Origin of the sequence: Rhizobium sp. M10 (assembly GCF_002531955.1) — a bacterium.
Classification (GTDB): Bacteria; Pseudomonadota; Alphaproteobacteria; order Rhizobiales; family Rhizobiaceae; genus Rhizobium; species Rhizobium etli_C.
Genome location: NZ_NWTA01000003.1, coordinates 25,167 through 43,501, shown reverse-complemented (window position 1 = coordinate 43,501; position 18,335 = coordinate 25,167). Strand labels below are relative to the sequence as shown.

Annotated in this window: 21 protein-coding genes, 1 tRNA gene and 1 pseudogene; 11 read left to right on the top strand and 12 right to left on the bottom strand. The window is 61.2% G+C overall.

From position 1 onward, the window contains the following. Positions 1–51 precede the first annotated feature (51 nt). Complete coding sequence (locus CO671_RS05515; RefSeq protein ID WP_010031816.1) at positions 52–432, top strand: hypothetical protein; 381 nt, start codon at positions 52–54, stop codon at positions 430–432. A gap of 73 nt (positions 433–505) precedes the next feature. Continuing rightward, positions 506–1,501: a copper chaperone PCu(A)C gene (locus CO671_RS05510; RefSeq protein ID WP_097605116.1), complete on the top strand. Its 996-nt coding sequence runs from the start codon at positions 506–508 to the stop codon at positions 1,499–1,501. Positions 1,502–1,575: 74 nt separating this feature from the next. Here the strand turns inward: CO671_RS05510 and CO671_RS05505 are convergent, their stop codons facing one another. Continuing rightward, complete coding sequence (locus tag CO671_RS05505) at positions 1,576–1,842, bottom strand: hypothetical protein (RefSeq protein ID WP_097605115.1); 267 nt, start codon at positions 1,840–1,842, stop codon at positions 1,576–1,578. A gap of 120 nt (positions 1,843–1,962) precedes the next feature. Here CO671_RS05505 and crcB point away from each other — a divergent pair, with 120 nt between their 5' ends. From crcB to CO671_RS05470, 7 genes are all read left to right on the top strand, one after another. After that, complete coding sequence (crcB, locus tag CO671_RS05500; protein ID WP_097605114.1) at positions 1,963–2,340, top strand: fluoride efflux transporter CrcB; 378 nt, start codon at positions 1,963–1,965, stop codon at positions 2,338–2,340. A gap of 94 nt (positions 2,341–2,434) precedes the next feature. After that, positions 2,435–3,427 carry an RluA family pseudouridine synthase gene (locus CO671_RS05495; RefSeq protein ID WP_097605113.1) on the top strand — a complete coding sequence of 331 codons (993 nt, stop codon included), beginning with the start codon at positions 2,435–2,437 and terminating at the stop codon, positions 3,425–3,427. Next, complete coding sequence (locus tag CO671_RS05490) at positions 3,424–4,077, top strand: HAD-IA family hydrolase (RefSeq protein ID WP_097605112.1); 654 nt, start codon at positions 3,424–3,426, stop codon at positions 4,075–4,077. Before CO671_RS05495 ends, CO671_RS05490 begins: the two co-directional genes overlap by 4 nt. A gap of 9 nt (positions 4,078–4,086) precedes the next feature. Continuing rightward, on the top strand, positions 4,087–4,872 hold the full coding sequence (locus tag CO671_RS05485; protein WP_097605111.1) for an ATP12 family chaperone protein: 786 nt from the start codon (positions 4,087–4,089) through the stop codon (positions 4,870–4,872). A gap of 67 nt (positions 4,873–4,939) precedes the next feature. Continuing rightward, positions 4,940–5,398, top strand: coding sequence for a hypothetical protein (locus tag CO671_RS05480; RefSeq protein WP_097605110.1), 459 nt, complete (start codon positions 4,940–4,942; stop codon positions 5,396–5,398). Between the two features lie 148 nt (positions 5,399–5,546). Then, positions 5,547–7,079, top strand: a complete 1,533-nt coding sequence (locus CO671_RS05475) for an acyl-CoA carboxylase subunit beta (protein ID WP_097605109.1) — start codon at positions 5,547–5,549, stop codon at positions 7,077–7,079. 139 nt (positions 7,080–7,218) lie between these two features. After that, positions 7,219–7,611, top strand: coding sequence for a DoxX family protein (locus CO671_RS05470; protein WP_097605108.1), 393 nt, complete (start codon positions 7,219–7,221; stop codon positions 7,609–7,611). Between the two features lie 47 nt (positions 7,612–7,658). On the opposite strand, the gene sugE is transcribed toward CO671_RS05470, so the two are convergent. From sugE to lipB, 8 genes and pseudogenes are all read right to left on the bottom strand, one after another. After that, complete coding sequence (sugE, locus tag CO671_RS05465) at positions 7,659–7,973, bottom strand: quaternary ammonium compound efflux SMR transporter SugE (RefSeq protein ID WP_010026457.1); 315 nt, start codon at positions 7,971–7,973, stop codon at positions 7,659–7,661. A 158-nt stretch (positions 7,974–8,131) separates the two neighbouring features. Then, positions 8,132–8,599, bottom strand: a complete 468-nt coding sequence (locus CO671_RS05460) for a YaiI/YqxD family protein (RefSeq protein WP_097605107.1) — start codon at positions 8,597–8,599, stop codon at positions 8,132–8,134. After that, the gene (locus tag CO671_RS05455) at positions 8,596–9,081 is read right to left on the bottom strand and encodes a GNAT family N-acetyltransferase (RefSeq protein WP_097605106.1); all 486 of its coding nucleotides are present in this window, start codon (positions 9,079–9,081) and stop codon (positions 8,596–8,598) included. The genes CO671_RS05460 and CO671_RS05455 overlap by 4 nt, the downstream gene beginning before the upstream one ends. After that, positions 9,081–10,208 (bottom strand): S-(hydroxymethyl)glutathione dehydrogenase/class III alcohol dehydrogenase, encoded by a 1,128-nt coding sequence (locus tag CO671_RS05450; RefSeq protein WP_097605105.1) that lies wholly within the window; start codon positions 10,206–10,208, stop codon positions 9,081–9,083. The genes CO671_RS05455 and CO671_RS05450 overlap by 1 nt, the downstream gene beginning before the upstream one ends. Positions 10,209–10,299: 91 nt before the next feature. After that, positions 10,300–12,309, bottom strand: coding sequence for an acetyl/propionyl/methylcrotonyl-CoA carboxylase subunit alpha (locus CO671_RS05445; RefSeq protein WP_097605104.1), 2,010 nt, complete (start codon positions 12,307–12,309; stop codon positions 10,300–10,302). Positions 12,310–12,384: 75 nt separating this feature from the next. Continuing rightward, on the bottom strand, positions 12,385–13,089 hold the full coding sequence (locus tag CO671_RS05440) for a hypothetical protein (protein WP_097605103.1): 705 nt from the start codon (positions 13,087–13,089) through the stop codon (positions 12,385–12,387). Between the two features lie 97 nt (positions 13,090–13,186). After that, a pseudogene (locus CO671_RS05435) lies at positions 13,187–14,106 on the bottom strand (DMT family transporter). A 181-nt stretch (positions 14,107–14,287) separates the two neighbouring features. Then, positions 14,288–15,007, bottom strand: coding sequence for a lipoyl(octanoyl) transferase LipB (gene lipB / locus CO671_RS05430; protein ID WP_097605102.1), 720 nt, complete (start codon positions 15,005–15,007; stop codon positions 14,288–14,290). 182 nt (positions 15,008–15,189) lie between these two features. On the opposite strand from lipB, the gene CO671_RS05425 reads away from it, so the two are divergent. Both CO671_RS05425 and CO671_RS05420 read left to right on the top strand, forming a co-directional pair. Further along, a tRNA-Leu gene (locus tag CO671_RS05425) sits at positions 15,190–15,274 on the top strand. Positions 15,275–15,566: 292 nt separating this feature from the next. Then, on the top strand, positions 15,567–16,211 hold the full coding sequence (locus CO671_RS05420; protein ID WP_097605101.1) for a methyltransferase: 645 nt from the start codon (positions 15,567–15,569) through the stop codon (positions 16,209–16,211). Between the two features lie 159 nt (positions 16,212–16,370). Here CO671_RS05420 and CO671_RS05415 read toward each other — a convergent pair whose 3' ends face one another. The 3 genes from CO671_RS05415 to CO671_RS05405 all read right to left on the bottom strand — a co-directional run bounded on the left by CO671_RS05415 (position 16,371) and on the right by CO671_RS05405 (position 18,125). Beyond that, positions 16,371–16,736, bottom strand: a complete 366-nt coding sequence (locus CO671_RS05415; protein ID WP_097605100.1) for a hypothetical protein — start codon at positions 16,734–16,736, stop codon at positions 16,371–16,373. 310 nt (positions 16,737–17,046) lie between these two features. Further along, positions 17,047–17,559 carry a BON domain-containing protein gene (locus CO671_RS05410; RefSeq protein WP_097605099.1) on the bottom strand — a complete coding sequence of 171 codons (513 nt, stop codon included), beginning with the start codon at positions 17,557–17,559 and terminating at the stop codon, positions 17,047–17,049. A 71-nt stretch (positions 17,560–17,630) separates the two neighbouring features. Beyond that, positions 17,631–18,125 carry a peptide deformylase gene (locus tag CO671_RS05405; RefSeq protein ID WP_097605098.1) on the bottom strand — a complete coding sequence of 165 codons (495 nt, stop codon included), beginning with the start codon at positions 18,123–18,125 and terminating at the stop codon, positions 17,631–17,633. Positions 18,126–18,335 lie beyond the last annotated feature (210 nt).

Here is an 18,335-nt window from a genome sequence, read left to right as displayed (position 1 = left end):
TGCAATCTGAGGGGAAACCGGCTATCGCGACATGCTGTTGAAGGGGATTTCATGCGGCGGAACGGACTGAAAGCAACGCTCTTTCTGCGCATGCTTTGCGCCTTGAGCTTGGCTTTGCTCGGTTTTGCCCACCAGGCGCCGCAGGCTGTCGCTTCCGACGGCTATGACGCTGCCGACTATATGCTGCCCGACGGCAGCTTTGCCTCGCTTTGCGTCACCGTGAGAGACACCGGCGGCAAGACTGTCGCCTTCAAGCCGAATTGCGAGGCCTGCCGGCTATCGGCCTCGGTGATCCTGCCGACGCCGGATGCGGGGTCCTGGCTTGAGCGCAAGCTCGCCTCGCTCGGCAATGCGCCGATCGAGATCGCCGCCTTTGCCGGCGCCAGCGCCGTCAGCCGGGCGAATTCGCGCGCGCCTCCGTCCCTCATCTGATCTGCCTCCGCAACCTATGACGCAGCATGCCGGTCCGCCCAAGAGAAGTCCGCGGCCGGCGAGGAGATATCCGATGAAGACTATCAAGACTTTTGCGCTTGCCGCGCTTCTTTCCGCAACCGCCTTTGCCGCCGAGGCACATATGACCTTCCTCAACAAGGAGGCGACGCAGGAAACCACCATTCTCGCCACGCTGCAGCTGCCGCATGGTTGCGACGGCAAGGCGACCACCGAAGTGCGGGTCAAACTCCCGGAGGGCTTCGTCTTCGCCAAGCCACAGCCGAAAGCCGGCTGGGAGCTCGAAGTGATCAAGGGCGACTACCAGAAGACCTACGACAACCACGGCGACAAGGTGAAGACGGGCGCGGTCGAGATCCGCTGGAAGAACGGCAATCTTTCCGACGATTTCTACGACACCTTCGTCATCCAGGGGAAGGTATCCGGCATTGCGGCGGGTACGTCGCTGGCCTTTCCGGTGATCCAGATGTGCGGCGACGCGGTTGCGGCCTGGGATCAGGTGGCAAAGGACGGCAGCGACCCGCATGGGATGAAAAATCCGGCGCCGCTCTTGAAGATCGTCGCCGGGGATAGCCATGGTCACGATCACGACATGGCCGGCATGGACATGGGTAAAACCGGCATGGACATGTCGGGAATGGGCGCTGCGGTGCCGGCCGGCGAAACGGTCAAGGCGGGGGATCTTGAAATCTCAGGCGGTTTCGCCAAGGCGATGCTGCCCGGCCAGCCGGTCGGCGGCGGCTTCTTCACGGTGAGGAATAGCGGCCAGGCGGACGATCGCCTGGTGTCGGTAAGCTCGCCCGCGGCCGGTGAGGTTCAGATCCATGCGATGGAAACGAAGGACAATGTCATGCGGATGCGGCAGCTGAAGGATGGCATCGCCATTGCTGCGGGCGAAACCGTCAAGCTCAAGCCCGGCAACCTGCATCTGATGTTCCAGAAGGTGAAAACGCCGTTCAAGCAGGGCGATACCGTGCCCGTGACGCTGACCTTTGAGAAGGCCGGCAAGGTCGACCTGGTGCTGCAGGTGCTGTCGGCCCAGGGCAAGTGAGCGCAGTCCAGGAGCCCGCGGCCATGGCTGCGGGCTCCTAACCCAGGTGTGGCTTCGTTCGGAAAGCGGTTGCCTCAGACGTCTTCGTAGGATTGCAGCGCCTGCCTGAGGCCGGTCTGCGGCTGGCGGTTGCCTTTGGCCATCAGGTCGAGCGCCACTTCCGTCGATTGAATGATGCTGGAGGGCTCCTCGGCCTGGTCGGGGCTTTCGGCCTTCAATTGCCGGTCGGCAATGCGCTTTGCATCACGCGCTGCCGTGCTCGTTGCTACACGCTGCGGTATCCTCAGCGATTCGAAGGCAATGGCGGCGGTGTTGGCCGATATGGACAGGAGCTGCGTCATGCCGTCACGGTAGCGGCATGGTCTTGGCGCTATCGTAAGAAAATCATTGGCATTTTACCGAGTGGCAGGAATTCGCGCGATTCCATTGGAACAGCTGCCGAATTGCGGTAAATCCGGTCTATGATTCAGGCTTTCCTTGTCGCCCTCGGCGGCGCGATCGGTTCCGTTCTCAGATATTACGTCGGCCAATGGGCGCTGAGGCTCATGGGGCCCGCCTTCCCCTGGGGCACGCTCGCCGTCAATGTGGTCGGCTGCTTCGTCATCGGCGTCTTCGCCGAACTGATCGCACGCAGGTTCAACGCCTCAATGGAGCTGCGCCTCTTGCTGATTACCGGCTTCCTCGGCGGCTTCACCACCTTCTCGGCCTTCTCGCTCGATGCGATCTCCCTGTTCGAGCGCGGCGAGGCCGTCGCCGGCGGGATCTATATCGCTGCAAGCGTCGGGCTTTCGATGGCGGCTGTCATATCAGGGCTCGCCGTCATGCGCGCTTTTGCCTGATTTCGATTCCGGTTTCCGTTTTGTGTGAAAATGCTCTAAAGGCTCCGGCAAGAACGCCGGCTCGGCCCGTGCGGCAATTTCCGAAAGATCGACTATGGCTGGCATAGAACATATCAAGGTTGAACCCGAGGAAGCCGGCATGCGGCTCGATCGCTGGTTCAAGGTGCATTTTCCCGGGCTCGGCTTCGGTCCGCTGCAGAAGCTGCTGCGCTCCGGCCAGGTGCGCGTCGACGGCGGCCGTGTCAAATCGGACGCGCGCGTGCAGCCCGGCCAGACGGTGCGCGTGCCGCCGCTCGATGTCGATGCGAAGCTGAAATCCGGTCCGATCGCCGGCAAGGATCTCAAGCATTCCAGCGATTTCGAACTGCTGTCGCGCATGGTGCTGCATGAGGACGAAAAGGTGATCGTGCTCAACAAGCCGCCCGGGCTTGCGGTGCAGGGCGGCTCCGGTGTCGCCCGGCATATCGACCAGATGCTCGAAGCCTGGACCAGTCCCAAGGGCGAGAAGCCGCGGCTCGTCCACCGCCTCGACCGCGACACGTCAGGCGTTCTTGTCATCGCCCGCACCCGCGGCGCCGCCCAGAAGCTGACGGCCGCCTTCCGCGAGCGCGATACCAAGAAGACCTACTGGGCACTGGTCAAGGGCGTGCCGCGCAAGCACGAGGACAAGATCTCGACCTGGCTCGTCAAGGAGCCAACCGCCGATGGCGATCGCATGCGCATCGCCAAACACGGCGAGGACGGCGCCGATCATGCGATTTCCTTCTACCGCGTGCTGGAGACGGCGGCGCAGAACCTCGCATGGCTGGAGATGGAGCCTTATACCGGTCGTACCCACCAGTTGCGCGTCCATGCCCTGCACATCGGCCATCCGATCATCGGCGATCCGAAATATTTCGACGACGATCCGAATTGGGATTTTCCGGGCGGTATCCAGAAGCGTCTGCATCTACACGCGCGCCATATCGATATTCCGCACCCTTCCGGCGGTCGCCTGCGCGTCAGCGCGCCGTTGCCGCCGCATATGGTGCAGACCTGGAACCTCCTCGGCCTCGATCTTGCCGGTGCTGAAAGGGATAGTGAATGAAAATTGCGCTTTTCGATTGCGACGGCACGCTGGTCGACAGCGCTGGGCTGATCCACGAAACGATGCGCCGCACCTTCGAGAAGTTCGGCAAGCCGGAACCGCGGTTTGAGGACACCAAGGCCATTATCGGCCTGTCGCTGGATATCGCGATCGCCCGCATGCAGGGCAGGCCGCATGTCGAGCAGCAGGACATCGACATGACGGCGCATTACAAATCGCTGTTTACGGTCGTGCGCCAGGATCTCGACTACAGGGAGCCGCTGTTTGCCGGCATTCGCGAGATGATCGACGCGATCAGCGGCCGCGAGGATCTGCTGATCGGGGCGGTGACCGGCAAATCCCGGCGCGGGCTGAAGCTCGTGATGGAGACGCACGGCTTCGACCAGCATTTTGTCGTTGCCCGCACCGCCGACGATTGCCCTTCCAAGCCGCATCCGGCCATGGTGACGGAATGCTGTGACGAAACCGGCATGAATGCGCGCGATGCCATTGTCATTGGCGATGCGGTTTACGATATGCAGATGGCAAAGGCTGCCGGCGCCAAGGCGATCGGCGTTGCCTGGGGCTATGCCAGCGTGGATGAGCTGATCGCCAATGGCGCCGATGCGATCGCCTATCATCCGAACGAGATATTGCGCCATTTTTCCTGAGGTGAGCCCATGCGCGATCTGCTGAACGATCTTTCCGAAGGCCTGAGCCATCCCGATCCCATCCGCCGGGCGCAGATCCAGATGAAGAAGCCGCTGCCGAAGCGCTTCTATGCCGATGTCGCCATTGCCGAGCATGAGGGCGGTTTTGCCATTACGCTCGACGGCAAGATGGTGCGCACGCCGGCGCGCCAGGTGCTCGCGGTTCCCACAGAGGCGCTGGCACGGCTTGTCGCCGCCGAATGGCAGGCGCAGGGTGAAGAGATCGATCCGGTGACGATGCCGGTGACGCGGCTCGTCAACACCGCGCTCGACGGCGTGGCCACCAATGCGCAGGCGATCTTCGAGGACATCCTGCGCTTTTCCTCGAGCGACCTCCTCTGCTACCGCGCCGACGGACCCGAACTGCTGGTCGAGCGCCAGAGGGAGCGCTGGGATCCGGTAATCGACTGGGCGGCCAATGATCTGGGCGCCCGCTTCATCCTCATTGAGGGGGTGATGCACCACGAGCAGCCGCGCGAGGCGACCGCAGCCTTTGCCATCACGCTGGCGCGGCATCAGAGCCCGATGGCGCTCGCCGCTCTCCACACCATCACGACGCTGACCGGTTCGGCGATCCTGGCACTCGCCTTCGCCGAGGGCCGGCTGACGGTTGAGGAGGTGTGGTCGCTTGCCCATCTCGACGAGGATTGGACGATCGAGCATTGGGGCAGCGACGAGGAAGCCGAGGAGCGCCGCGCCAAGCGCTTTGTCGAGTTCAAGGCGGCGGCGGATGTTTTTTTCGCCCTAAGCGCCTGAAACATATTGCCTTCCCGGGCATTATGACGAAACTGCGACTCCAATGGGGTGGGTGCGGGATTTTGTCATGAATTGGCTGAGGTCGAGTTTTTGCCGGGCCGTACTCGTCTGTATTGCGCTCACGGACTGCGCCAGCCTTTTAGGTCCGAAGCCTGCGCCGCAGCTCTACGATGTGCGCAGCGCCGTCGTTCTCTCCGGACCGAACATGCCGGCCGAACTGCTCTCCGGCATCAACGACCGCGTCAATGCCGCGATCAATGCCACTGTGCGTGATACCGCGCTGCCGCGGGTTGTGCTGACGATCCGCGTGATATCCATCCAGAAAGGCCTCGGCTTCCAGAAGGACCGCAACGTCGCCAAGATCAGCGTCGACGCGGCTTCGGTGGAGGATGGGTCGGTGATCGCCGTCAGCGCCTTCGACGTGACCAGCATGGCCGCCGATCCCAAGCTTGCCGACGAAATCATCGCCGATGATGTGGCAGCCAGGATACGCTCGGTTTTCTCGCTCAGCGGACGCAGCCGCTAGAACAGGATGATCTTAGGCCCGATCGGCCTTAGATCTGAATCCTGTTCTAAATTAAAGAGTTAGAGCATGATGTCGTGCGAAAACCGCTCACACTTTTCGGCATCATGCTCTAGCGCATATCGAACACGCAGGCGGTGAGGGAGATCGCATGAAGGAAATTCTCGAAGAACTGGAACGCCGGCGCGGCATCGCCCGCCTTGGCGGCGGCAAGGCGCGTATCGAGGCTCAGCATAAGCGTGGCAAGCTGACCGCGCGCGAGCGCATCGATCTCTTCCTCGACGAGGGATCCTTCGAGGAGTTCGACATGTTCGTCGAACATCGCTCCACCGATTTCGGCATGGACAAAAGCCGTATTGCCGGCGACGGCGTCGTCACCGGCTGGGGTACGGTCAATGGCCGAACGGTCTTCGTCTTCGCCAAAGACTTCACCGTCTTCGGCGGCTCGCTTTCGGAAGCGCATGCCGAGAAGATCATGAAGGTGCAGGACATGGCGCTGAAAAACCGCGCGCCGATTGTCGGCATCTATGATGCCGGCGGTGCCCGTATCCAGGAAGGCGTGGCCGCACTTGGCGGTTATGCCGAAGTGTTCCAGCGCAACGTGCTCGCTTCGGGCGTTATCCCGCAGATCTCCGTCATCATGGGTCCCTGCGCCGGCGGCGACGTCTATTCGCCTGCCATGACCGATTTCATCTTCATGGTGCGCGATACCTCCTACATGTTCGTCACCGGCCCCGATGTGGTGAAAACCGTCACCAACGAGACGGTAACCGCTGAGGAACTCGGTGGCGCGGTGGTGCATACCACCCGCTCTTCGATTGCCGACGGCGCCTATGAGAATGATGTCGAAACGCTGCTGCAGGTGCGCCGGCTGATCGATTTCCTGCCGCTTTCGAACACCGCGCCGCTGCCCGAGATCGAATGTTACCAGTCGGTGACGGAGACCGACGCATCGCTCGACACCCTGGTGCCGGCGAGCGCCAACAAGCCTTATGACATCAAGGAACTGATCCGGAAGGTGGCGGACGAGGGGGATTTCTTCGAGATCCAGGCGAGCTTTGCCGGAAACATCGTCTGCGGCTTCGGCCGCATCGAAGGTTCCACCGTCGGCTTCGTCGCCAACCAGCCGATGGTGCTGGCCGGCGTGCTCGACAGCGACGCCTCGCGTAAGGCCGCCCGCTTCGTGCGCTTCTGCGACTGCTTCAACATTCCGATCGTCACCTTCGTCGACGTGCCGGGCTTCCTGCCGGGCACTGCGCAGGAATATGGCGGGCTCATCAAACATGGCGCCAAGCTGCTCTTTGCCTATGCCGAGGCGACGGTGCCGAAGCTCACCGTCATCACCCGCAAGGCTTTCGGCGGCGCCTATGATGTGATGGCGTCGAAGCATCTGCGTGGCGACTTGAACTATGCCTGGCCGACGGCGCAGATCGCCGTGATGGGCGCCAAGGGCGCGGTCGAGATCATCTTCCGCAAGGATATCGCCGATCCGGAAAAGATCGCCGCCCATACGAAAATGTACGAGGACCGGTTCCTGTCCCCCTTCGTCGCCGCCGAGCGCGGTTATGTCGACGAGGTGATCATGCCGCATTCGACCCGGAGGCGGCTGGCGCGAGGCCTGAAGATGCTGCGCAACAAGGATCTCGCCAATCCGTGGAAGAAACACGACAACATTCCGCTCTGACATTCGAAAATGAATAAAGCCGCCGGCTCAGGTGTTTGCCTGCTGTCGAAAAAGTGAACGGATGTCAGCGATCCGTGTGTTCAATCCCTGTCGGGGACGGGCTAACGCTCGGCTGCAATATTTTAAATGGAGAGGTTTTATGTCAAGTTTCGAGCGTCTTTCTGCCTATCAGCCCTATGGGCTGGCCGCTCTCAGAATCATCACCGCGCTGCTGTTCATCGAACATGGCACGATGAAGCTTTTCAGTTTCCCGATTCCGGCGATGGAGGGCTCACTGCCGCCGCTGATGCTTTTTGCGGCTCTCCTGGAATTGGTCGGCGGCATCCTCATTCTCGTCGGCCTGCTGACGCGTCCCGTCGCCTTCGTGCTGGCCGGCCAAATGGCGGTCGCCTATTTCATGGCGCATGCGCCGCGTAGCTTCTTCCCCGTTGTCAATGAGGGCGACGCCGCGATCCTGTTCTGCTTCGTCTTCCTCTACCTGTTCTTCTCCGGCCCCGGTGCGTTTGCCGTCGACAGCCGCAAGACAGCCTGATGATATAGGCTGCGGGGCGTTGCAATGCCCCGCAGCGTTTTCTTTATTTAGGCAGTGAGCTTGAGACCGGCGATGCCGCCGACGATCAGCGTGATACAGGCAAGACGGGAGACACTTGCCTCATCGCCGAGCAGCCAGATGCCGAGCAGCACGGTGCCGACCGTGCCGATGCCGGTCCAGACCGCATAGGCGGTGCCGATCGGCAGATGCTTCACCGCCAGGCCGAGCAGCACGATGCTGACCACCATGGATATGACAGTCAACGCTGTCGGCAACGGCCGCGTGAAACCATCCGTATATTTAAGGCCGATCGCCCAACCACATTCGAAAAGACCGGCAAGAAAAAGCAGAAACCAGGCCATGCGACTCTCCTTGTTCAAGAGCGAGGCCGTCCCCGCGACGTTGCATCCGTCAGGATGCCGCAGTCGTCTGCGATAGCGTCTATATGCGTGAGGGGACGGCTGCGTTCAAGGTGGGGAATCCGCATGGCCGCCATGCCACCCGTTTCATGCGGGCGTGATCAGGGCTGCCGGCCAGCCCTCGAGGAGAGGCTCTTGGCGCGGCGGCAGAGGCGATCGAAGGTTTCGAGGAAGCGTGAGCGGTCTTTCGGGCTGAAGGCGGCGTTGTAGCCCTTGCTCTCGCCGGTTTCGCGCAGATGCGCGCCGAGATCGCGCATGGCGCTTGCCATGCCGATATTGGTCTCGTCGAAGACACGGCCCGTCGGGCCGCTGACGAAAGCGCCGGTGGCGACACAGCGCACGGCGAGCGGTACGTCGGCAGTGACGACGACGTCGCCCGGACCGGCATGCTCGGCGATCCAGTTGTCGGCGGCATCGAAGGCGTTGGAAACAATGACGTTGTGAACCATCGGATCGCGCGATGGGCGCAGGCCGGAATTGGCGACGAAGGTAACTTCGAGGCCGTGGCGTTCGGCAACTTTCAGGACTTCCGGCTTCACCGGGCAGGCATCGGCATCGACATAGATCATGACAATATCCTTGCCGGCTGGATGGCAAGCTGGCGGACCATATCGATATGGGGAATGCCGTCTTCCAGATATTCCTCCGATGCCACGACGAAACCGAAAGCTTCGTAGAATCGGCGCAGGTGGGCCTGCGCCGACAAGCCGATGGGGTTTGCCGGATAAAGCCGTTCGCAAGCAGAGATCGCTTCGCTCATCAATGCATCGCCCAGCCGCTTGCCGCGATGGGCGGGCGAGACGACGACGCGACCGATCTTTGACGGATCCTGCGGCCCGTGCGGTTTCAGGATCCGCGCCGAAGCCAGGAGTTCGCCGCTCTCCATCAGCCGTAGATGCAGGGCATCGATATCTTTGCCGTCGAGTTCCGGATAGGCACAGTTCTGTTCGACGACGAAGACATCGACACGCATTTTCAAGAGGTCGTAGAGCTCCCGCGCGAGGAGCTCATCGACGCTCTTGAGGTCGGCTGTGTAAGTCGTCGAAGCCATCAGTAGACCACCACACCGCGGATGCTTTCACCCTTGTGCATCATCTCGAAGCCCTTGTTGATGTCTTCGAGCGGCATCGTGTGGGTGATCATCGGGTCGATCTGGATCTTGCCCTGCATGTACCAGTCGACGATCTTCGGCACATCGGTGCGGCCGCGGGCGCCGCCGAAGGCGGTGCCCATCCAGTTGCGGCCGGTCACCAGCTGGAACGGCCGGGTGGAGATTTCCTGGCCGGCGCCGGCAACGCCGATGATGATCGATTTGCCCCAGCCGCGGTGCGATGCTTCCAGCGCCTGGCGCATCACCTTGGTGTTGCCGGTGCAGTCGAAGGTATAGTCGGCGCCGCCGATCAGGTCGCCATTGCGCTTCGTCATGTTGACGAGATAGGGCACGATGTCGTCGCCGACCTCCTTCGGATTGACGAAATGCGTCATGCCGAACTTCTCGCCCCAGGCCTTGCGCTCCGGATTGATGTCGACGCCGATGATCATGTCGGCGCCGGCAAGACGCAGGCCCTGCAAGACGTTGAGGCCGATGCCGCCGAGGCCGAAGACGATGGCGGTGGCGCCGATCTCGACCTTGGCGGTGTTGATCACCGCGCCGATGCCGGTCGTCACCCCGCAGCCGATGTAGCAGATCTTGTCGAAGGGGGCATCGGGATTGACCTTGGCAAGGGCGATCTCCGGCAGCACCGTGTAATTGGCGAAGGTCGAGCAGCCCATATAATGATGGATCTTGTCCTTGCCGATCGAAAAGCGCGAAGTACCGTCAGGCATCACACCCTGGCCCTGGGTCGAGCGGATGGCGGTGCAGAGATTGGTCTTGCGACTAAGGCAGGAATAGCACTCGCGGCATTCCGGCGTATAGAGCGGAATGACGTGGTCACCCTTCTTGACCGAAGTCACACCCGGGCCGACATCGACGACGATGCCGGCACCCTCATGGCCGAGAATGGCCGGGAAGAGGCCTTCCGGATCGGCGCCCGACAGGGTGAAATCGTCGGTGTGGCAGATGCCGGTCGCCTTGACCTCGACCAGCACTTCGCCGGCTCTCGGCCCCTCCAGCTGCACGGTCATCACTTCCAGCGGTTTGCCGGCCTGAACGGCTACGGCGGCGCGAACGTCCATTTGATATCTCCCTGACAATGTTATTGGGGCGGAGCTTGGCATGGTCGGCGCGCCGCGCTCAAGCGAAAACGGCCGGCCGCGCGGCTTTCTCTCAGGCGAATTCCATGATCACGGCATCGACGGCCAGGCTCTCGCCGGCCGCGGCATTGATCTTCGAAACAACGAGATCGCGCTCGGCGCGCAGCACGTTTTCCATTTTCATCGCTTCGACGATCGCAAGCGTCTCGCCGGCCTTGACCTCCTGGCCCTCGGCAACCGCGATGGCAACGACGAGGCCGGGCATCGGGCAGAGCAGGAGCTTGGAGGTATCAGGTGGCAGCTTCACCGGCATCAGCCTGTCGAGTTCGGCTTGGCGCGGCGAAAAGACCTTGGCGGTGACGGACAATCCCTGCCAGTCGATGCGCAGGCCGTTGAGAACGGGACGGATCTGGGCAGTGATATCCCGGCCGCTGACCTTGCCGCTCCAGACCGGATCACCCGGTCTCCAATCGGTGACAACACTCCGGTTCTCGCCCTCTACCGCCATGTCCATATCGAAGGGGATGGTGACGAGGCCGTCGAGCAATCTGACATCGACGTAGTTTTCGCCTGTCTTGACCACCCAATGCTCACGCAGCGGGCCGGATGCGGCGCGCAGGCGATCGGCGAAACCGTCGCGGCGGTTCGTCTCGATCAGCGAGGCCGACAGCGCGATGGCAGCAAGCGTGGCCTCCTCCTGCCGGTCCGGCTTCATCGGCGCGAAGCCGTCAGGATATTCCTCGGCGATGAAACCGGTGGAAAGCCGGCCTTCGCGCCAGCGCGGATGTTTCATCAGCGCCGACAGGAAGGGGACATTGTGTTCGATGCCATCGACGACGAAGCCGTCGAGCGCCCGGCCCATGGCGTCGATCGCTTCGCCGCGCGTCGGCGCCCAGGTGCAGAGCTTGGCGATCATCGGATCGTAATACATCGAGATTTCAGCGCCTTCGAAGACGCCGGTATCGTTGCGGATAATGACATTGCCGGTCCGGCCTTCCGCCGGCGGGCGGTAGCGCGTCAGGCGGCCGATCGAAGGCAGGAAATTGCGGTAGGGATCTTCGGCATAGAGCCGGCTTTCGATCGCCCAGCCGTCGAGGCTGACATCCTCCTGGCCGAAGCTGAGCGGCTCTCCGGCCGCGACGCAGATCATTTGTTCGACGAGATCGATGCCGGTGACGAGCTCGGTGACGGGATGCTCGACCTGAAGGCGGGTGTTCATTTCGAGGAAATAGAAGTTGCGGTCGCGGTCGACGATGAATTCGACGGTGCCGGCGCTCTGGTATTCGACGGCTTTTGCCAGCGCCACCGATTGTTCGCCCATACCCTTGCGGGTCTTTTCGTCGAGGAAAGGCGAGGGCGCCTCTTCGGCCACCTTCTGGTTGCGCCGCTGGATCGAGCATTCCCGCTCGCCGAGATAGACGACGTTGCCATGGGCATCGGCCAGCACCTGGATTTCGATGTGGCGCGGCTCGACGACGAACTTCTCGATGAAGATGCGGTCGTCGCCGAAGGAGCTTTTCGCCTCCGAGCGGGCGCGCTCGAAGCCATCGCGCACCTCCGCCTTGTTCCAGGCGATGCGCATGCCCTTGCCGCCACCGCCGGCCGACGCCTTGATCATGACGGGATAGCCGATGCCGCCGGCGATCGTTTCCGCATGGGCGGCATCCTCGATGATGCCGAGATGGCCGGGCACTGTCGAAACGCCGGCGGCATTGGCGAATTTTTTCGATTCGATCTTGTCGCCCATAGCCATGATCGCCTTTGGCTTCGGGCCGATGAAGACGATGCCCTGCTTTTCCAGGTCGGCGCAGAAAGAGGCGCGCTCGGAAAGAAAACCGTAGCCGGGATGCACCGCCTCGGCGCCGGTCGCCTTGCAGGCGGCGATGATCTTCTCGGCGACCAGATAACTTTCGGAGGCTGCGGCAGGGCCGATATGGACGGCCTCGTCAGCCATTTCGACATGCAGCGCATCCCGATCCGCATCCGAATAGACCGCAACGGTCGAAATGCCCATACGGCGCGCGGTCTTGATCACGCGGCAGGCAATCTCGCCGCGATTCGCGATCAGGATTTTCTTGAACATCGAGACTCCACCCAGAAATGCGTTCCGGAGTTTTACGCATAAAACACCGGAACGCACAATCGGGCTTGAGAAAGCTCAGGCGACCGCGGCTTTGGCAACCGGTTCTTCGTCGACGATGCGAAGCCAGCGGCTGCGGCGCGGCTCGGGACGATCGTGCAGTTCGACGGCAGCCATGATGCCGGCCCAGTGCGGATGGTTGGCAGCCGGCAGGGTTGCCTGCTCGATCTGCTGGAAGACGCCATATTCGGCCGGAGACACGACGATGACGCCGCCTGCGGCGATGCTTCTGAAGATTCGCATCGTAAAGTCGACGTCCTGGCGGGTGATGCTCCTGCGGTCGACGGCGCGCGACAGCTTGTAGCCGCCGATGCCGTCAGTGATCGCCAAACGAAGCTGGTCGAGGGCAAGCGCTCTCAATTCACCCGGGACATCGGCCGAAATCTCCATGATGTGGAGAATGAGCTCGAGCTCCAGCGCCGAGTTGACGACGCCATCGGTCGTGAACATGCGCATGATCCAGGCAACGTTGATGTCATCCAACGAGCCCTGCGGATAGGTGTGGTTGACTATGAAACCGGCGAGCTGCTCCACGAAGAAAGCATTCCACTCGGCACATTTCTCAGGACAGGAATTGTTGAGCGCCAACATCGCCGCGACATCCTGGGATGTCCGGATTCCCTCGGGAAAGGCATGTTTGCGCAATAGCACGATATCTTCGGCCGCCAGCCGATGCTTGCCGGCCACGACGCAGGCCGGAAAAGCGAGACGAAATTCGCTCATGTTTTAACTCCAGGCTTCATCATGAAGCCACAGACGGTTTTATCCCCTGCGAATTGACGATCCCTCAAGAAGGGGAGTTAACCCGATACTCTCGAATTCAGGAGGATTTTAGCGACTGTGCTGCTGGCGCTCGCGCCAGATGATGAAGAGCCCCGATGCAACGATGATGAAGATGCCGATCCACTTGGAAAAATTCGGGAAATCGTTGAACAGCGCATAGCCGAGCACAGTGGCCGAGATGATCTCGAAATATTGGAAAGGCGCAAGCAGCGACAGCGGCGCAAGCCGGAAAGCCCGGACAATTAGCAGATGCGCATAGCCGGAGATCGAGCCGAGAGCGAGAAGCAGCACGAGACCGAGACCGGAGGCGGGCAGGGAGATGGTGAAATCCGCATTGCCGGCGCCGTTGCCGGCGAGAAGGGCGGCGGCCATGAAGACCGTTCCGCCGATGCCGGCCATCGTCTGCATGGTGAGCGGCGAATCGGCCTCGCCGATCGCGCGGTTGAGGAAAAGATAGAGCGAGAACAGAAAGGCGCAGGCGACCGGCAGCAGCGCCTTGAGGCCGAAAATCTCGTAACTGGGTTGGATGACGATCATCGCGCCGCCGAAACCGACGGCGATCGCCATCCAGCGGCGCCAGCCGACCTTCTCTCCCAGAAACACAGCCGACATGGCGGTCAGCATGAAGGGCTCGACGAAATAGATGGCGAAGACGTCGGCAAGCGGCATGTATTTGACGGCGACGAAGAACAGCAGGCTGGCAGCGCCGTGCAGCACGCCGCGCAGAATATTCATCCATGGTCGTTTGGCCGAAAACGCCTTGAGCCCGAAAAGAGCGACGAGGATCGGCAGGGTGCAGGCGATCTGGAAAAAGAATCGGTAGAACGTCACCTGGCCCGGCGACATCGCCTCGAAAGTCGCCATGTATTTGGCGATGGCGTCCATGGTCGGCAGGATGAACATGGCGCCGGACATGATGGCCATGCCCTGCAGGGAGTTTTGATGGGGCTCTGACATGGCGGCCGATTCTTGCGGGAACGGCACCCATCAATCACGGGAAAGCCGGGCAAATCAAGCCGTCAAACCTCTCCAAAGCATGTCGCGAAAAAGTGTGCAGCGGTTTTGCGGCAACGACATGCGGAAAACAAAGACCTAAAGCGCAAGAAGCGATCTGAAGGATCGCGAAGCGCTTTAGCGGTCAGGTCTCGTTCACCGTCTCGCCAAAAACCGTCTCGAAAGCGGCGCGCAGCCTGACATCGACATCCACCATCATGACAGGCAGGCCGAGGTCGACGAGGCTGGTCACGCCATAGGCCGATATCCCGCAGGGCACGATGCCGCTGAAATGATCGAGGTCCGGATCGACGTTCAGCGACAGGCCGTGGAAGGTCACCCATTTGCGCAAGCGGATGCCGAGGGCGGCAATCTTGTCTTCAGCCATCGTTCCGTCGGCCAGCAACGGTTTTTCCGGGCGGCGCACCCAGACGCCGACGCGATCCTCGCGCCGCTCGCCGCGCACGTTCATCATGTCGAGCGTGCGGATGACGACCTCCTCGAGGGCGGCGACGAAGGCGCGCACGTCCTGGCGCCGGCGCTTCAGGTCGAGCATGACGTAGGCGACGCGCTGACCGGGGCCGTGATAGGTATATTCGCCGCCGCGTCCCGTCGCAAAGACCGGGAAGCGATCCGGCTGGACGAGGTCGCCCGCATTGGCGCTGGTGCCGGCGGTATAGAGCGGCGGATGCTCGACGAGCCAGACAAGCTCGTCGCCGCCGTCTGCGATCGCCGCGACCTCCCGCTCCATCGCTTCCACCGCTTCCTCATAGGCGACGAGCCCATCGGCGATGCGCCAACGCACCGGGCGGCTATCGAGTTTGGGGAGCATGGAGAATTCGAGATCGGTGCGAAGCATGGCCATTCCTTGCCGCTTGCCCCGAAATACCTGATAAATAGGGGCGGCAGGGGATCTATATGGACCCGTTTTCCAGCCAATTCAAATGCTGTGAAAGGTTTTCAAAAAAACTGTCATATCGCCCTTGTGCACCCCAAATGCTTTTGCTACATGCTGCCCCGCCGACGCAAATCGGCACCTACCACGATGCGGTCGTGGCGGAATTGGTAGACGCGCAGCGTTGAGGTCGCTGTGGGGCAACCCGTGGAAGTTCGAGTCTTCTCGACCGCACCATCCCTTTTCAGGGAACGCTCGCCGGGCGATGATGTCGGTATAAGCTGATCACCTTGTATATGTGTAACACGGCCGGTAGGCCGTGATTGCCGCCGCTGCTGACATAAGCATCGACGACGGTGAAACACGTCACGCTGGTCTGAAGCGCGACTCACGCGTTAATTGATTCTCGAAGATCGCGATTTGATTTTGAGACGCTCCGCGAGATTTTCTCGTAAACGGCTTAACCCATCCTTAGTTGCGGCCAAGATATATGTCGGCCCGGTGTATATCTGCGGAAGCATTGGGAATAATGAAGATAAAAGACGCGGCAGGCTGGTCGTTCCTCGACATCTATTTCGTCCTCGACATCATCGAGAAGGTCCTGGTCGGCTATCTCTTTGTCGCGATTGTGCTGCGCATCCTGCCGCAGGCGCACGGTGACAGAGCGATTATCGATTGCCTGCTGCTAGTCTCGGAAGGCGCTGCCGCCTTTCTGATCCTGACCCGCCGACCGACGAAGAATGCGTCGCTTCGGGTCTATGACTGGACCGTCACCGCCATAGGAACGCTCTTCCCGCTGCTCGTCTCTCCAACGACGACGGAGCCGCTTGCGCCGCTCTGGCTCTGTGGAATGGTGATGTGCCTCGGCTTTACCCTGCAAATATCGGCAAAGCTGGTATTGCGGCGAAGCTTCGGTCTGGTGCCGGCCAACCGTGGCGTCAAGATCGGCGGCCCCTACAGGTTTGTCCGCCACCCGATGTATGCGGGCTATTTGATGACGCATGTCAGTTTCTTCCTAGCCAATCCCTCGATCTCGAATTTCGCCATTTATGCGACGGCTCTTGGCGCGCAATGTCTGCGGCTTCTGGCGGAGGAACGTTTGCTCAAGGAGGATCCCGCCTATACGGCCTTCATGGCCACGACCCGTTACCGGCTCGTTCCATTCGTATTCTGAGGCGATAAAGCGCGTCGCATCAAATTTGATTCATGCGACGCGCTTTAGCCCTTTGTTTTATGCATGTCGTTGTCCCGGAACCGCTCACACTTCCGGGCGACATGCAGTAGAAGCGGATTGAAAGGAAGGGGCCGAATTTGCGGCCCCTTCCTTTTTTGATCAATGCGTTGCGCGGCAGGCTTCGGTGCGAGAGGCGCCGCTATCCGCACCCTTGGTATGGGAGCCGCTCGGACCGACCATGCTGTGGCACGGGGGCAGGGGCTTGATGCTCGCGGTCGCCGTCTTGTCGACGACTGGGACGGCCATGGCGGACGGGGCGAAGCCGTCGCTGTCATTGGTGTAATCGCTGGAATAGGCCGGGGCCTTGCGGTTGCTGTAGTGAACCGGAGCGGGCTTGGCCATCGGGCTCGGCGCAAAGCCGTCACTGTCATTGGTATAGTCGTCGGAATATGTCGGCTGAGCGAAGGCAGCGCCTGCGAGGCTGACGGCGAACAGGGATGCGGCGAGGGCAAATTTGATGCGCATGGTTTCTTCTCCTCAATCTGTTGTTGAATTCAACAACATAAACCATCCCCGGCGAGTTAAGAGTTCGCGCCCCAATTCAGGCGAAATTGTGAACGGAAAACGGTTGGCCATCGGCCTTTTGTTCAAATGAAATCACGGTCTTGTCAACGATCTTGACGTTTCCGTTACGGCAGCCGCCAACAAAAAAGGGCCACCAGATGCCTGTGCTCGCTACAATCCCAAATTGTTAAATTTTGGTAATGTTAGGCGCGCAGCCATACGGGAGGCGGCGGCTCGCCTCCCGTTTTGATCGCCATGTCACCCATGAGGTTCAGTCTTCGTTGGGGATATGGGCGTCGATGCCGGTCAGTTGCAGCTTGTTGCGGACATGATAGACGCCGTCGACTGAAAGCGCGCCGAGCTCGACCTTGCGGGCAATGCCGATCGTCTCCACCGAGCCTTCCAGGGTGATGACGTGGCCGTCGGCATGGACCTCGATACTGTTGATGTCGACTTCCGGAATGTTTTCGAGATTGTCGTTTACCCGCGCCTCGAGCTCGTCGCTGTCGTCACGATCGATCGTGCCGGCGCGCAGCGAATCCTTCAGGCGGTTCTCGTTGCCGTCCTTATCCGTGCCGTCGATGCGAAAGCCTTGGTTGGGATCGCTGTCGAAATTTGCCTTGGTCTCGCCGTAGGGGCGGTTGGCCGGGTCGCTGGCAGCGGTGCCGTCGGCATAGGGCCAGCCATCGTCGAGATTGCGTTCTTCGAGGTCGCGATAATCTTCCTCACGGGAAAGCTCGGGGGCCTCGCGTGAAATCGGGGTCTTGTCACCGATCCTTGCCATTATGGTCGCTCCTTGTTTCTCTGCGGGAGAACGCCGACAGGGGCGAATGGTTCGGCGCGACGGGCGATTTGTCAGCCTTGCGTCTTCTCCCATTTTTTGACGAGGCGGTCGCGCTTCAGCCTCGAAAGCCGCTGCAGCCAGAAAATGCCGTCGAGCTGGTCGACCTCGTGCTGGATGCAAATGGCGAGGAAACCTTCGGCGGCCGCGTCGTGCATCTTGCCGTCGGCATCCTGATAGCGGAATCGGATCGCTCGCGGGCGTGTGACTTCGTCGGTGGCGCCTGGCATGGAGACGCTGCCCTCGGCATGGATCATCGTCTCCTGCGACCGCCAGGTGATCTCAGGATTGACATAGAGGCGCACGCCGTCGGCCATGTCGAGTTCGAGCACCGTCACACGAAGGAAGACGCCGATATGGGCGGCGGTGATGCCGACGCCGGGGGCTGCGCGCATCGTCGCCAGCAGGTCGTCGGCCAGCGCGGCCAGCGACGCATCGAAGGCCGTCACCGGCGCGCAGACGGTGTTCAGCGCCTGATGCGGATAACGCAGGATCGGACGGACGGGCATGAAGCGGGCTTTCTCGGTTTGAACGACGGGAAACTATCGCCGGTCGTAGCTATTGTCATCAAGAAGCGCGGTTTGGCGCTTTACGGCAGGGATGCTTTGAGCTAGCAGGAGCAGAAATTCCGACTGCGGGAAGCCTTGCGCGGGATTTACTATCCGCTTGTTGACAATGTGTTTTCGGCCGACATTTGCGAATGCGGCGCGGCAGTCGTT